This window comes from Hymenobacter perfusus, assembly GCF_003944765.1.
GTDB classification, from domain to species: Bacteria; Bacteroidota; Bacteroidia; order Cytophagales; family Hymenobacteraceae; genus Hymenobacter; species Hymenobacter perfusus.
In genome coordinates, this window is sequence record NZ_RWIU01000002.1 from 760,640 (window position 1) to 775,179 (window position 14,540).

Annotated in this window: 13 protein-coding genes; 8 read left to right on the forward strand and 5 right to left on the reverse strand. The window is 61.6% G+C overall.

The features are described from left to right. Window positions 1–12: 12 nt before the first annotated feature. Window positions 13–501 carry a TlpA disulfide reductase family protein gene (locus EI293_RS09475; RefSeq protein WP_125436900.1) on the reverse strand — a complete coding sequence of 163 codons (489 nt, stop codon included), beginning with the start codon at window positions 499–501 and terminating at the stop codon, window positions 13–15. A 142-nt stretch (window positions 502–643) separates the two neighbouring features. On the opposite strand from EI293_RS09475, the gene ispG reads away from it, so the two are divergent. The 3 genes from ispG (at window position 644) to EI293_RS09490 (ending at window position 4,004) form a co-directional block, all read left to right on the forward strand. Beyond that, window positions 644–2,725 (forward strand): (E)-4-hydroxy-3-methylbut-2-enyl-diphosphate synthase, encoded by a 2,082-nt coding sequence (gene ispG, locus EI293_RS09480; protein WP_125436902.1) that lies wholly within the window; start codon window positions 644–646, stop codon window positions 2,723–2,725. A 65-nt stretch (window positions 2,726–2,790) separates the two neighbouring features. Continuing rightward, a complete protein-coding gene (locus tag EI293_RS09485) occupies window positions 2,791–3,306 on the forward strand; it encodes a hypothetical protein (RefSeq protein WP_125436904.1) in 516 nt (171 codons plus the stop codon). A 32-nt stretch (window positions 3,307–3,338) separates the two neighbouring features. Next, complete coding sequence (locus tag EI293_RS09490) at window positions 3,339–4,004, forward strand: Rossmann-fold NAD(P)-binding domain-containing protein (protein WP_125436906.1); 666 nt, start codon at window positions 3,339–3,341, stop codon at window positions 4,002–4,004. A 314-nt stretch (window positions 4,005–4,318) separates the two neighbouring features. Here the strand turns inward: EI293_RS09490 and EI293_RS09495 are convergent, their stop codons facing one another. After that, window positions 4,319–4,777, reverse strand: a complete 459-nt coding sequence (locus tag EI293_RS09495; protein ID WP_125436908.1) for a nuclear transport factor 2 family protein — start codon at window positions 4,775–4,777, stop codon at window positions 4,319–4,321. 349 nt (window positions 4,778–5,126) lie between these two features. Here EI293_RS09495 and EI293_RS09500 point away from each other — a divergent pair, with 349 nt between their 5' ends. Both EI293_RS09500 and EI293_RS22085 read left to right on the forward strand, forming a co-directional pair. Beyond that, entirely contained in the window at window positions 5,127–6,896 is a 1,770-nt protein-coding gene (locus EI293_RS09500) for an AMP-dependent synthetase/ligase (RefSeq protein WP_125436910.1), read from the forward strand. Between the two features lie 110 nt (window positions 6,897–7,006). Then, window positions 7,007–7,180: a DUF6728 family protein gene (locus EI293_RS22085; protein ID WP_170170322.1), complete on the forward strand. Its 174-nt coding sequence runs from the start codon at window positions 7,007–7,009 to the stop codon at window positions 7,178–7,180. Between the two features lie 75 nt (window positions 7,181–7,255). On the opposite strand, the gene EI293_RS09505 is transcribed toward EI293_RS22085, so the two are convergent. Then, window positions 7,256–7,927 carry an LEA type 2 family protein gene (locus EI293_RS09505; protein WP_125436912.1) on the reverse strand — a complete coding sequence of 224 codons (672 nt, stop codon included), beginning with the start codon at window positions 7,925–7,927 and terminating at the stop codon, window positions 7,256–7,258. A 159-nt stretch (window positions 7,928–8,086) separates the two neighbouring features. Between EI293_RS09505 and EI293_RS09510 the strand changes: the two genes are divergently transcribed. Beyond that, window positions 8,087–8,446 (forward strand): MmcQ/YjbR family DNA-binding protein, encoded by a 360-nt coding sequence (locus EI293_RS09510; RefSeq protein ID WP_125436914.1) that lies wholly within the window; start codon window positions 8,087–8,089, stop codon window positions 8,444–8,446. A 76-nt stretch (window positions 8,447–8,522) separates the two neighbouring features. On the opposite strand, the gene EI293_RS09515 is transcribed toward EI293_RS09510, so the two are convergent. Further along, window positions 8,523–9,443 carry a bestrophin family protein gene (locus EI293_RS09515; protein ID WP_125436916.1) on the reverse strand — a complete coding sequence of 307 codons (921 nt, stop codon included), beginning with the start codon at window positions 9,441–9,443 and terminating at the stop codon, window positions 8,523–8,525. A gap of 138 nt (window positions 9,444–9,581) precedes the next feature. Between EI293_RS09515 and EI293_RS09520 the strand changes: the two genes are divergently transcribed. Beyond that, entirely contained in the window at window positions 9,582–10,022 is a 441-nt protein-coding gene (locus tag EI293_RS09520) for an Rrf2 family transcriptional regulator (RefSeq protein ID WP_125436918.1), read from the forward strand. A gap of 75 nt (window positions 10,023–10,097) precedes the next feature. Beyond that, window positions 10,098–10,748: an NAD(P)-dependent oxidoreductase gene (locus tag EI293_RS09525; protein WP_125436920.1), complete on the forward strand. Its 651-nt coding sequence runs from the start codon at window positions 10,098–10,100 to the stop codon at window positions 10,746–10,748. A gap of 342 nt (window positions 10,749–11,090) precedes the next feature. Here the strand turns inward: EI293_RS09525 and EI293_RS09530 are convergent, their stop codons facing one another. Further along, window positions 11,091–14,075, reverse strand: coding sequence for a leucine--tRNA ligase (locus EI293_RS09530; protein ID WP_125436922.1), 2,985 nt, complete (start codon window positions 14,073–14,075; stop codon window positions 11,091–11,093). Between the last annotated feature and the right edge of the window lie 465 nt (window positions 14,076–14,540).

A 14,540-nucleotide genomic window follows, 5' to 3' on the forward strand; every position in this document is an offset into this window, starting at 1 on the left:
AGTGAAAACGGATTACTTCATAAATGCCTGCAGCTGCTTTTGCAGCTCCTCGGTAGTGAATTCCTGCTCGAAAGTTACCCGTTTGCGACGGGTGTTGTTGAGTAGCAGGGTGAAGGGCAGGGAGCCGGTCCACTTGGGGTCAATCTGGGTTAAGTAAGTGTTGGGGTCGGTTTCGTTGAGCAGCACCACCTCCGATTTCAGGGCGTTTTTCGCCACGAAGGGCTTTACCTTCTTGTCCAGTTGGGATGCGTAATCCATACTTACCAGCAGCACCTTCACTTTCTGGTTTTTATACGTGGTCGTGAGCTTGTCGAAATGAGGCAGCTCCTTTACGCAGGGCCCACACCAGGTGGCCCAGAAATTCACCACGTAGGTTGTGTCGGTGGGGCGCGCGAGACGCTTCTGCAGCTCGGGCAGCTTGATTACCTGCACCTGCTGGGCCTGGGCGGCCGTGGTCAGGAGCAGCCCGGCCAATAGGACAATGAATTTTAATCGGTTCATGTTTACGGGAAAGGGATTTGCCGGAAAGACAGCGGAAGCCGGCCGGAAGTTGCCGGATGCGCCGTAGTTCTGCTTATCTGCGGAGTACAAACCTTGCGTACCTTTGTTATTCCCTGAGAAAAAACGCCTCCCAACCGGGTTTATGAATACGACTTATTGCCCCAGCCTCACCGAATATAAGCGCCGCCTCTCCCGAGAAGTGAAAATCGGCGACCTGCCGATGGGCGGGCTCAACCCCATCCGGGTGCAGAGCATGACCACCGTGGACACTATGGACACGCTGGGCTCGGTGGAGCAGACGCTGCGCATGGTGGAAGCCGGCTGCGAGTACGTGCGCATCACGGCCCCCAGCGTGAAGGAGGCCCAGAACCTGCTGGAAATCAAGAAGGAACTGCGCAAGCGGGGCTGCTCGGTGCCGCTCATTGCCGACATCCACTTCACGCCCAACGCCGCCGAGCTGGCCGCCCGCATCGTGGAGAAAGTGCGCGTGAACCCCGGCAACTACGCCGATAAAAAGAAATTCGACGTCATTGAGTATACCGACAGCAGCTACGCCGCCGAGGTGGACCGCATCCGGGAGCGGTTCCGCCCGCTGGTCCAGATCTGTAAGCAGTACGGCACGGCCATGCGCATCGGCACCAACCACGGCTCCCTCTCGGACCGCATTCTGAGCCGATATGGTGATACGCCGCTGGGCATGGTGGAGTCGGCGCTGGAGTTTCTGCGCCTCTGCGAGGAGGAAAACTACTACGACGTGGTGCTGAGCATGAAGGCCAGCAACACCCAGGTGATGGTGCAGGCCTACCGCCTGCTGGTGCAGAAGCTCGACGAAGAAGGCCTGCAGCCCTACCCGCTGCACCTGGGCGTCACGGAAGCCGGCGAGGCCGAAGACGGCCGCATCAAAAGCGCCGTGGGCATCGGCACGCTGCTCGAAGACGGCCTCGGCGACACCGTACGCGTATCCCTTACCGAAGCCCCCGAAGCCGAAGCCCCGGTAGCCAAAGCCCTCATTGACCGGTACACCAACCGGGCGCAGGAAGCCAAGCCAATCAAGGAATTAGTAATTAGTAATGAGCAATTAGTAATTGAAAACGAGGCCGCTGCTGCCACGCCCGCATCCGCTGCGCCCGCCAATTCTTCATTCCTAATTCCTAATTACTCATTACCGATAGACCCCTTCCAATACCACCGCCGCGCGACGCGGGAGGTGCTGAACCTGGGCGGGCAGAACGTGCCCCGGGTGCTGGTGGATATTTCCCGGCTCTCGTCGGTGGAGTATGCCGATTTGCGCGCCGTGGGCCATTTGTATTCGGCCTTCCTCGACAAGTTTCAGATGAATGACCTCGGGGCCGACTACCTCTACAGCGGCCAGCGCCCTGTGCCGTTCATGCTGCCCAACGGCCTCCGGGAAGTGGTGGACTACGCCGCCTGGCTCGACGCCGGCCAGCGCGCCGACCACTACCCGGTACTCACTTCAGCCGAGTACGCCACCGCCGGAGCCCGCCACCCCGAGCTGAACTTCGTGCGCCAGACCCTCGATTCGCTGATGCCCGCCATGCTGGTGCAGCTGCGCGACGATGCCACGGCCGTCCTGCTTCTGCGCACCGATAACGCCCACGCCATGCCCGAAATCCGCCGGGCGTTTTTCGAGCTGCTGAACCACGCGGTGCCCAACCCCGTCATCATCCAGCGCCAGTACCCGGCCCTCACGCCCGAGCAAACCCAGCTCTACGCCGCCACCGACGTGGGTGGCCTGCTCCTCGACGGCCTCGGCGACGGGGTGCTGCTGAGCACCGAGCTGCTGCCGGAGCGCCCGAAAGAAGAGTGGCTGACTACGCTGGACCAGCTCAACCAGCTCAGCTTCGGCATCCTGCAGGCGGCCCGCACGCGCATGAGTAAAACCGAGTACATCAGTTGCCCCAGCTGCGGCCGTACCCTGTTCGATCTGCAGGAAACCACTGCCATGATCCGCAAGCGCACCGACCACCTGAAGGGCGTGAAAATCGGCATCATGGGCTGCATCGTGAACGGTCCCGGCGAAATGGCCGACGCCGACTACGGCTACGTGGGCGTGGGCAAGGGCAAAATTGCTCTCTACCGCGGCCAGGAAGTCATAAAGAAAGCCGTACCCGAAGAACGCGCCGTGGACGAGCTCATTGAGCTCATGCGCGAAGACGGCCGCTGGCTGGAAAAAGAGCTGCTGGAAGAGCCGATGGCGGGGTAGTTGAGAGAATAACCTGATGGAAACGGGATTGAGCTGTACGGTTCAATTCCGTTTTTTGCATCCTGATGATGGATATACAAAAAATGCAGGCGGCACTGGATGCGGCTGGTATCAACGGAAAGAAGCACCGGGAGCCGTTGCGCCCCGAAAACGCCGAGCTGCTCCGGCAGTGGGGCGTTTCGGAGGAGGTGCAACTGTTTTTAGCGGAATTCTCCTTTGACACCGACCTGACAGTATGGGAGGTGCATTTTGACCAGGTGAACGGCCTGAGAAAGAAACTGGATTGGGAAGATGATTTCCAACGTGCTCTACGGGCCGATTTGCTGTTGGTAGGCAGTGGGTTGAATGGTGACCCCATTGCGCTGGATATCCGGGATTCGCAGGTAGGCTACCTGTTTCACGACTACTTCTGGGAAGAGGAAGCCGAAGACCCGCGCAAGTTCTTTATCAAGCTTAATTGCACGCTGGGCCAGTTTTTCTGGAACACCCAGTTTGTGGAGGACTATCCGGTAGACGCTTATGCAGCAGCCGCGTACATGGGCGCGGAGTTTACCGGCTATTGGAGTCCCGACGAGTCGTAAAACATCCGCGCCGCATATCCGTCCTCACCTTCATGAAACTACGCGTAATCCTGACCGGCACGACCGGCATGGTGGGAGAAGGGGTGCTGCTGGAGTGTCTGAGTAACCCCGAGGTGGAGCAGGTGCTCAGCATCAGCCGGCGGCCCAGCGGGCACCAGCACCCCAAGCTGCGGGAGCTGCTGCACGAGGATTTCCAGAACCTCACGCCCATTGCCGACCAGCTGCGGGGCTACAATGCCTGCTTTTTCTGCCTGGGCGTGTCGTCGGTGGGGATGCAGGAGCCGGAGTACCGCCGCCTCACCTACGACCTGACCCTGCACTTCGCCCGCACCCTGCTGGCCCATAACGGCCCCGACCTCACGTTTTGCTACGTCTCGGGCTCCGGCACCGACAACACGCTGCGCAGCCGCCAGATGTGGGCCCGCGTGAAGGGCGAAACCGAGAACGAGCTGCGGCAGTTGGGCTTCCGGCAGGCGTTCATGTTCCGCCCCGGCTTCCTGCGCGCCACCCCCGGCCAGCGGCACGCGCTGTCGTACTACAAGTATTTCGGCTGGCTATACCCCGTGGTGCGGGGCGTGGCCCCCAAGTTCGCCTCCACGCTGGTGGAGCTGGGCCAAGCCATGCTGCACGTAGCCCAGCGCGGCTACTCTAAACCCATCCTGGAAGTACCCGACATCGTGGCCGCGGCAAAAGGGTAGAGACGCAATATCTTGCGTCTCATCGTTGCTGACGTTGTTTATGGGGTCAGTTCTGGTCGTTCAACGACGAGACGTATGGTGTAGAGACGCGACACTTCGCGTCTCGTCGTTGCTGATGTTGTTTACCTGGCGGTACGGTTCCGGCCATTCAACGGGGAGACGCGAAGTGTCGCGTCTCTACATCGTGCTGTCGGCGCGGTTCCGGCCGTTCAACGCGAAGACGCAAAATATTGCGTCTCTACTACATCGTGCTGTCGGCGCGGTTCCGACCGTTCAATGGGGGAGACGCGAAGTGTCGCGTCTCTACACCGTTCCTACCTGCACGGCTCCTTGCGCCGCGTATCGATGACGTGGGCGATGCGCCAGCCCTCGGTCAACTTCACCAACTGAAACGAGTTGTAGCCGCAGTGGCTGAAGGTGCTGCCCCGGTAGAACTGGTAGGGCGTCCAGACGCTGGCCAGATTGGCGTCGATGAGCACTTTTTCGAACGTGATGCGCTCATCCCACACCTCCGGGTGCGGCGTGCCCACGGCTTTCACGAACTCCGAGGGGTTTTCGGGGCGCAGCTGCGTCTGGCCGTTTTTGGTAGCGAGGGTGTGGAACACGGCGCCCGGGGCCAGCGTGGCGCGCACGGTGGCACTGTCGCCGCGGCGCATGCCGTCGAAAAACCGACGGATGATTTGCTGCACGGCTTCGGTTTCGGCGGTCGTCTTGGTTTGGGCGAAGGCCGCCGAAGTGGTGAGCAGCAGCGGTAGCAGGAGCAGAGGCTTCATAAACAGGGCACGAGGGTGGAGCGTGCAAAGTAACAGAACGCTAGGCAGCGTCGCCGAAGCATCATGCGGGCCGATGTTGGATGTAGAGACGCGACACTTCGCGTCTCGTCGTTGCTGAGGTTGTTTGATCTGCGTAATACCGGTCGTTCAACGACGAGACGCGAAGTGTCGCGTCGTTGAACGACCGGTGCGTTTCCTTTCGTGAAAGGCCAAGACGCGAAGTGCCACGTCTCTACACCGCCCGGCTGCCCGTGGCTTGATAAAATTATGGCGTGCCGCCATTGCCACTCGGAAGCGGCCTATTTTTGCGGATTGCCGCAGTTTCGGCAGCTTTCCCCACGCTTCTCCCATGACGTTTTCCCGCACCTTCGACCTCCTGGCTCACCTGGCCCACACCACCCCCGAGGCCGATTGCCTGGTGGAGAAAAAGGACGACCAGTGGCAGCCGCTGAGTGCCGCCAAGGTGCAGGAAATGAGCAACCAGGCCAGCCTAGGGTTGCGCGCCCTGGGCGTGCGGGCCGCCGATAAAGTGGCCATCATCTGCCCCAACCGCCCCGAGTGGGTGGTGGCCGATATGGGCATTGCCCAGCTCGGGGCCGTGAGCGTACCCATGTATCCCACCATCACGGTGGAAGATTACCGCCACATTTTCCAGGATGCCGGCGTGCGCGTGGTGCTGGTGGAGGGCGAGAAGCTGCTGGCCCGGGTGCAGGAGGCCGTGGCCGGGCTGCCACACGGCCCCGAACACATCCTCACCTTCGAGCCCACGCCCGGCCACCGCTCCTTCGCCGACCTGCTGGCCCTGGGTGCCGCCGCCGATGTGGCCGCGCTGGAATCCCTGAAAGCTGCCGTGCAGCCCGACGACCTGCTCACGCTCATCTACACCTCCGGTACCACCGGCCGGCCCAAGGGCGTGATGCTAAGCCACCGCAACATCCTGTTCAACTGCCAGAACCTGCTGAGCTACCTGCCGCTGGCCCCGGGCCACAAAACCCTCAGCTTTCTGCCCCTGAGCCATATTTTCGAGCGCACCGCCACGTTTTTGTACCTGCAGCTGGGCTTCAGCATCTACTACGCTGAAAGCGTGGAGCGCATTGCCGACAACCTGCGCGAGGTGCAGCCGCACGTATTCACCACGGTGCCCCGCCTGCTCGAAAAAATCTACGACAAGATTGTGGCCACCGGCCAGCAGCTCACCGGCCTCAAACGCAAGCTGTTCTTCTGGGCCCTCGACCTGGGGTTGCGCTACGACACTCAGAAAGATCAGGGCGCGTGGTACAACGCCCAGCTGGCGCTGGCCAACAAGCTGGTATTCAGCAAGTGGCGGGCGGCCATGGGCGGGCAGGTGCGCTACATCGTGAGCGGGGGCGGGGCATTGCAGCCGCGGCTGGCGCGGGTGTTCTGGGCGGCCGGTATCCGGGTGATGGAGGGCTACGGCATGACGGAAACCTCGCCCGTTATTGCTGCCAGCCAGCCCGTGCCCGAGGGCAACCTCATTGGGGCCGTGGGGCCGGTGCTGCCGGGCGTGGAAGTGAAAATTGCCGCCGACGGCGAAATCCTCACCCGCTCGCCCTCCGTGATGCAGGGCTACTACAACCGCCCCGACCTCACGGCCGAAGTCATCGACGCCGAGGGCTGGCTGCACACCGGCGACATTGGCGAAATGGTGCAGGGCCGCTTCCTTAAAATCACGGACCGCAAAAAGGAGATGTTCAAGACCTCCAATGGCAAGTATGTGGCCCCGCAGCCGCTGGAGTCGAAGCTGTCGGAGTCGCCGCTGGTGGAGCAGGTGATGGTGCTGGGCGAGGGCGAAAAGTATGCCGCCGCCCTGCTGGTGCCCGCCTTCACCGAGCTGCGCGCCTGGGCCCGGCAGCACCAGCTCCCCGCCGACCTCTCCGACGCCGCCCTGGCCGCCCACGCCCAGGTGCGCCAACTCTACGAGCAGCTGGTGCAGCAAACCAACGCCGCCTTCGCGCAGTGGGAGCAGATCAAGAAAATCGAGCTGCTGCCCGCCCTCTGGAGCGTAGAGTCGGGCGAGCTGACGCCCACGCTCAAAGTGCGCCGCAAAATCATCAGCCAGAACAACCAGCAGCGCATCGAGAACCTGTTTCGGGGCTAGCGCGGGGGCGCGAACTACAAAGTTCGCGCTACTGCCCGGCTATCCGGCCGTTGCGCAAATCTTTTCCGCGCCCCGGGTGTTATATTTCCGAACCCGAATCCAACTGCCTCATGCGCAAAGACCTGTTCAATTTCGGCCCGATGTTCGGGTATTTTTTCCGCAAAGACGACCCCACGCGCCACACCAATTTCAACCTGCGCACCATGCACTTCATCAATAAGCTGAGCATGGCCATGTTTCTGGTGGGCCTTATGGTGCTGATTTACCGCTGGTTTATCCGCTAAGCCGCACCCCACAAAACGGCCCCGACAGCTGCTGCAAGGCAGGTGCCGGGGCCGTTGTAATTAGGGCTGGCGTGGCTAGGGGCGCGTTTTCAGCGAGTCGCGCTTGTCGATGGCGTCGAGCACCTGATTGGCCGTGAAATCCTTGTCTACAGTGATGTAGCCGGCGGGCGCGATGCGGCGGCCGCTGCTGGTAATAAACGTGGGCCGGATGCGCATCGTCAGGCGCACGGGCTGCCGGTCACGGTCGGCCAGACCCAGCACCAGGTCGGCCAGCGCCTCCCCGGACTGTTCCCCCACGGCTTCGCGCAGATTGCTTTCCAGCGTGACGGGGGCCAGCGCGGTGCCGTTGGGCGCCACTTCGATACGCTCGGTGGAGCGGCCGGTGGCTACCTGCTTGCCATCGATGAGGGCAATGTAGTCCAGCTCGTTGAGGGCGGCGGTTTCGTCGTTGGGGTTGCGGATTTCCAGATTCACGCGCATGCGCAGCGGCAGGTTGCCGGTGGCGTAGGCGGTAGCCAGCCGGGCCTTATCGATGGTGCTCAGGTCGCCGGGGCGCCGGATCTGGGTCACGTCGATGCCGGCCACGGTGGCCTGCTCCACCGACGCCAGCCGGATCTGGGTGTCTTTGAAGGCTTTGGCCTGTTGCACCTGTTCGGAGATGCCGCAGCTGCCGAGGCCCAGGGCCAGCAGCAGGCTGCCGGCAAACAGGGAAAAGTGGGGTTTAGTAGGAGTGAGGCGGTGCAGCATGGTGGTTGGCGAGGGGATTGAGCGGAGAAATTTGACTGGCTATACCGGCTTCTGTTCCAGTGGGTTATTGTTGAGCTGCTGATCTGACCGGATTTTGTGCAGCATCCTGCCCTGCGCGCGAAGGCCCGCCGAATCTGCCAAAACCGGTAGCTTAGCCGCATGAACATCGAAGACTTCCGCGACTATTGCCTGCTCAAAGCCGGCGTGACTGAAGAAACGCCCTTCGGCCCCGAAACGCTGGTGTTCAAAGTTGGCGGCAAAGTATTTGCCCTCACCGACATCGAAACCTTCGGTAGCATCAACCTGAAATGTGACCCCGAGCGGGCCCAGGAGCTGCGCGAGCAGCACGACTACGTGCTGCCCGGCTACCACATGAACAAGAAGCACTGGAACACGGTGCTCATCGGGACGGGCGCGCCGGAACGGCAGCTGCGCGAGCTGATCGACCATTCCTACGACCTGGTGTGCGCCTCCCTGCCCAAAAAGCAGCGCGATGAGCTGGCCGCCGCCGAGCAGTAGCCGGCTACGCTGCCCGCCCAGTTCACTGCCTGCTAAACGGCCGGTGCTGCGGTTTTGGGAACGTGTTACGGCTTGCTTAATCGACGATGTAGCCGGGGCGGCGCGGCGCGGGGGGCAGGGCCGGCAGGTCGGCCAGCTCGCGCAGGCTGGCCTCGATGGTCGTGCTCAGGGCGTTGAGGGGCAGGTCGTTGTCTTCCAGGCCAAACGGCTCCTCGATTTCGCCGATGATGGCATCCAGCGCCATAAACGTGTAGCCGATGTACACCACAATCAGGGGCGTGGCCCAGCCGCTGGTTTCCACCAGCCCGAACGGGAGCAGGAAGCAGTACAGGTACACGGTGCGGTGCAGCAGCACGCCGTAGGTGTAGGGCACGGGCGTGTTGGCCAGCCGCTCGCAGCCCCCCACGATGTCGGAGAGCTGATTGAGGTTGCGGTCGAAGGCCAGCTGGGTGGTTGAGTCGAGGTGGCCGGTGGCGCGGGCCTGCCGGAGCCAGTGGCCCATTTCGCGCAGCAGCAGTACCGGCTGAAACCGGGCCTGCTGCACCGTGGCGGCCAGTTCGGGCGGCAGCAGGCGGTGCAGGTCGGCGGTCGGACTGGTGTGGCGCAGCTGGTGGCGGAGCGCGTGCGAGAAGGCGATGAGCAGGCGCACGAAGTGCTGCACCTGCGGCGCATCGGGCGGGTAGCCGCTGAGCGTAAGCGCCTGCCGGGCCAGCGAGCGGGTGTCGTTGAGCAGGGCGCCCCAGAGCTTGCGGCCCTCCCAGAACCGGTCGTAGCTGACGGAATTATAGAAGCCCAGGAAGATGGCCAACGACACCCCAAACAGGCTGAACGGCGCCGCCGTGAGCGGCACGTGGTACTGGAAAATAGTGCCGTGGAAATACGTAACGGCCGTCGAGACGAGCAGCAGCAGCAGCAAGCGAGGCAGAATCTGGGGCAGCACCGAACCGTGCCACACGAACAGCATGCGGAACCAGTTGTACTTCGGACGGATGATCATGGGGCGGGGCGGAGGGGCCGGGGGTGGCCGGCAGAGAGTTGGGCTACGGGATGAAATCAGCGCCCGAAAACCAATTTGTAACAAAGGTAGTTACAATGCTACCTTTGTTTTTCTGAATTCCCGCTTTCCTCTTTCCCCGTGCAGATCAGCAGCCGTTTTTCCGTCGCCGTACACGTGCTTTCCCTGCTGGCTTTGCCGGAGCAGGATGGCGTGCTGTTGACTTCGGAGCGCATGGCGGGCAGCGTGAACACCAATCCGGTGGTGATTCGGCGGATTCTGGGGCAGCTCAAGAAGGCCGGGCTGGTGGAAGTGCGGCCGGCTTCGGGCGGCACGTTCCTGACGCGCCAACCGGCCACCATCACGCTGCTGGAGGTGTACCGGGCGGTGGAAGTGGTGGAGGAAGGCCAGCTGTTCAGCGTCCACGACAAGCCCAACCCGGCCTGCCTGGTGGGCCGCCACATTCAGTCGGCGCTGGACGACACGCTGCAGCGCGCCCAGACGGCCCTGGAGCAGGTGCTGGCCCACACCACCCTGCAACAGGTCACCACCGACATTGCGGCCAAAGCCCTTATTGCCTGATTTTTTTTTGCGCCCGATTGTAACCGTGTTGGTTACAACGTGTTTCTTTTTATCTTCACTTTACCCTTTACTGCCATGAAAATTGCCCTCATCGGTGCCACTGGCTTTGTTGGCTCCCGCATCCTGGCCGAAGCCTTGCAGCGCGGCCACCACGTAACCGCCCTCGTGCGCGACCCCGCCAAGCTCACCCAAACCTCCGACCACCTGACTGTAGTAACCGGCGACGTAACCCGCGTCGAGGAAACTGCCCGCCAGCTGGCCGGCCACGACGTGGTGATCAACGCCTTCAGCGCGGGCTGGACCAACCCCAACCTCTACCACGACTTTCTGGAAGGCTCTCGCGCCATCGAAGCGGCCACCGTACAGTCGGGCGTGGCGCGGCTGGTGGCCATTGGCGGAGCCGGCAGCCTCTATATCAACGGCCAGCAGCTGGTCGACGGCCCGGACTTCCCCGCCGACATCAAGCCCGGTGCCCAGGCCGCCCGCGACTACCATAATGAGCTGAAAACGAACAACACCCTCGACTGGACGTTCATCAGCCCCGCCATCGAAATGCACCCCGGCATCGACACCGGCCGCACCGGCCATTACCGCCTCGGTACCGAAAGCCCGGTCTTCAACGCCGAAGGCCGCAGCATCCTCTCGGGCGAAGACCTGGCCGTGGTGATTTTGGATGAAGTAGAGCAGCCCAAACACAGCCGCCAGCGGTTCACGGCGGCGTATTAGGGTATTGCTGCCAGCACGGCGCCACCAGAATGTCATTCCGAGTGCAGCGAGGAATCTCGCGTGCTGACGTTGCCAAAGTAACCGTCATGCTTCATCTGGCGTCCGCTTGTCGAAGCATCTCTACCGCTTCGTTTGGGCGGTTTAGTAGCCCAGGGTTTAAACCCTGGGCTATGGAGCGGTAATCGGTATAATCAGGTTGATTAGCCAGCGGTAGAGATGCTTCGACTGCGGCTGCGCACCCTGGCTTGATACGCCACATGCTCAGCATGACGTTCCTAGTAAAGCAAAAAGGCCCGCCGGATTCATCCGGCGGGCCTTTTTGCTACTGGTTAACGGCTAAAACTACACCACAACGTTCACCATGCGGCCGGGCACGACGATGAACTTCTTGGGCTCCTTGCCTTCAGCGAAGCGGGGCAGGAAGTCGGAGGCGCGCACGGCGGCTTCGATGTCCTGGGCGGTGGCGGTGGCGGGGAACTGCAGCGTCTCGCGCACCTTGCCGTTGATAGCCACGGGGTAGTTCACGGTGTCTTCCACCAGATACTCCTCCCGGAACTCGGGGTACTGGGCGTGGCTGATGCTGCCGGCCGGGTGGCCGAGCTGCTGCCACAGCTCCTCGGCGAGGTGGGGGGCGTAGGGGGAGAGCAGCAGCACCAGCGGCTCCAGTATGGCGCGCTTGTGGCAGTCGAGGGCCGTTAGCTCGTTCACCGTAATCATCAGGGCGCTGACGGTGGTGTTGAATGAGAACTTCTCGATGTCCTCTTCCACTTTCTTGATGGCCTTGTGCAGGGCCTTCAGCTCCTGGGGCGTCGCGGCCTCGTCGGTTACGGCGAAGGTGCCGTCCTGGGGGTGGTAGAGGCGCCAGAGCTTCTTGAGGAAGCCCGCCACGCCGCTCATGCCGTTGGTGTTCCAGGGCTTGAACTGCTCCAGCGGCCCGAGGAACATTTCGTACAGACGCAGCGCATCGGCGCCGTACCGCTCAATCAGCGTGTCGGGGTTCACCACGTTGTACTTCGACTTCGACATCTTCTCGACTTCCACGCCCACTATGTAGGTGCCGTTTTCTTCGAGGACGAACTCAGCCGTGGCGTACTCCTCGCGCCAGTTTTTGAAGGCTTCAATATCCAAAATATCATTCTCTACCATATTCACGTCGACATGGAGAGGTGTGAAGCTATCTGGCATGCCTAAGAAATAAGTATGCACTTCAACTTTATAAGCAGGATGCTTAGCACTTAATTTTTGCTCCAACTCAGCTAATTTTTCCTCAAGCTTGATAACCGCAGATGGTCTTTCCTCTTCTAAAGAATTCGATAAAACATCAAATAGTGATTTAGACACAAATAGAGTTGGAAAGGCTACTTTTTCCTTGTTGTTATCAAAGGCCATACTTGTGCCGTCTACACGTCCAATCAGCCAATTGATATTCATCCGGTACACGAAGTTCGAGCGGCCCAGGATCATGCCTTGGTTGATGAGCTTCTGGAAGGGCTCGGGGGCCGATACCACGCCGAGGTCTTTCAGGAACAGGTGCCAGAAGCGGGAGTAGAGCAGGTGGCCCGTAGCATGCTCTGCGCCACCCATATATAAATCCACCTGCTGCCAATACTGCTCGGCTTCCTCGCCCACGAAACGGCCGGTATTCTGCGGGTCCATGTAGCGGAGGTAGTACCAGCTGGAGCCGGCCCAGCCGGGCATGGTGCTCAGCTCGTACTCGTAGAGGCCCTTGTATTTCCAGTCCTTGGCGCGGCCCAGGGGCGGCTCGCCGGTTTCGGTGGGCTTGTACTCGTCGATTTCCGGGAGTACCAGGGGCAAGTCGGCTTCGGCCACGCCGTAGGCGGTACCTTCCTTATAGTAAATCGGGATGGGCTCGCCCCAGTAGCGCTGGCGGCCGAAGATGGCGTCGCGGATGCGGAAGTTGGTTTTGCCCTTGCCGATGCCGCGCTGCTCCAGCTCCCCAATCAGGGTTTGGGTGGCCTGCTTGTAGTTCTGGCCCTTGATGAGGCCGTGCAGGTAGAGGCCGTCCTTGGTGGGGTCGGCCTGCTCGTCAATCTGCTGCGCATCCACCACCTGCGTGATGGGTAGGTTGAAGTGCTTGGCGAATACGTAGTCGCGCTGGTCGCCCGAGGGTACGGCCATTACCGCGCCGGTGCCGTAGCCGGCAAGCACGTAATCGGCAATCCAGATCTGGATGGGCTCGTTGCTGAACGGGTTGAGGGCGTAGGAGCCGGTGAAGGCGCCGGAAACTGTTTTGGTGTCGGCCATCCGGTCGCGCTCCGAGCGGCGCTTGGTGGCGTCGATGTAGTCCTGGATTTCCACCTGCTGCCCCGGCGTGGTCAACTCCTTCACCAACTCATGCTCGGGCGCCAGCACCAGGAACGTAGCGCCGTAAATGGTGTCAACCCGCGTCGTATAGACCTTGATTTGTGCCTGCTCGTGGTCCTGGACCTGGAACGTGACTTCGGCCCCGATGCTTTTGCCGATCCAGTTGCGCTGCATTTCCTTCACGGCGTCGGGCCAGTCGAGGGTGTCGAGGCCCTGGAGGAGGCGGTCGGCGTAGGCGGTGATGCGCAGGTTCCACTGGGGCATCAGGCGGCGCTCCACGGGGAAGCCGCCGCGCTCCGAGAGGCCGTCTTTTACTTCGTCATTCGAGAGCACCGTGCCCAGGCCGGGGCACCAGTTCACGTAGGTGTCCTGCTGATAGGCCAGGCGGTAGGGGTGTACGGCCTGCAAACGCTGCTTTTCCGAGAACAGCTTCCACTGGCCCGCCGTGAAGCTGTGGCGCTCCTCGTCGTCGCCGGCGGCGCGGATTCCTTCGCTGCCGTTCTGCTCGAACTTCTCCAGCAGCGTTTTCAGCGGCTCGGCCTTGTTGGTGTCGAGGTTGTACCAGCTATTGAACAGCTTGAGGAAAATCCACTGCGTCCATTTGTAATACGCCGGGTCGGAGGTGCGCACCTCGCGGCTCCAGTCGTAGCTGAAGCCCAGGGAGTTGAGCTGGCGGATGTAGGTGTCGATGTTCTGCTCGGTGGTCAGGGCCGGGTGCTGGCCGGTCTGGATGGCGTACTGCTCGGCGGGCAGGCCAAACGAGTCGAAACCCATCGGATGCAGCACGTTGAAGCCGCGCAGGCGCTTGTAGCGCGACACGATATCGGAGGCAATGTAGCCCAGCGGATGGCCCACGTGCAGCCCCGCCCCGCTGGGGTACGGGAACATGTCGAGCACGTAGTATTTGGGCTTGTCGGAGGCGTTATCGGCCCGGAAAGTCTGCTGATCTTTCCAGTGGGCTTGCCACTTTTTCTCAATATCCTGGGGATGGTAGCCGGGCATGGGCAGTCGGGTATGCAATGAATCGGAACGGGCGAAATTACGCGGAATTGCCGGGAAAACGCCGCCTTCTTCGTTTGGGGCCGATAGGCGGACCGTAGCGCGAACTTTGCAGTTCGCGCCCTTGCGCCGTTCGGGGGGCTGCAAACGGCGCAAGGGCGCGAACTACAAAGTTCGCGCTACTACCCGTCCGGAGTTGCCCGGAAGCACTTCCGGAAGTCTGGAAGTGCCTCCTGCCTAGCCTAGGGCGGCTTCTGGGATTCCGGAAGTGCTTCCGTCCTTGCCTAGGGCGGCTTTTGGAAGTCCGGAAGTGCTTCCGTCCTTGCCTAGGGCGGCTTTTGGGAATGTGGAAATGCTTCCGTCCTTGCCTAGGGCAGCTTTTAGGAATGCGGAAGTGCTTCCGTCCTTGCCTAGGGCGACTTTTGGGAATGCGGAAGGCCTTCCGTCCTTGACGAGGGCACCGGAACG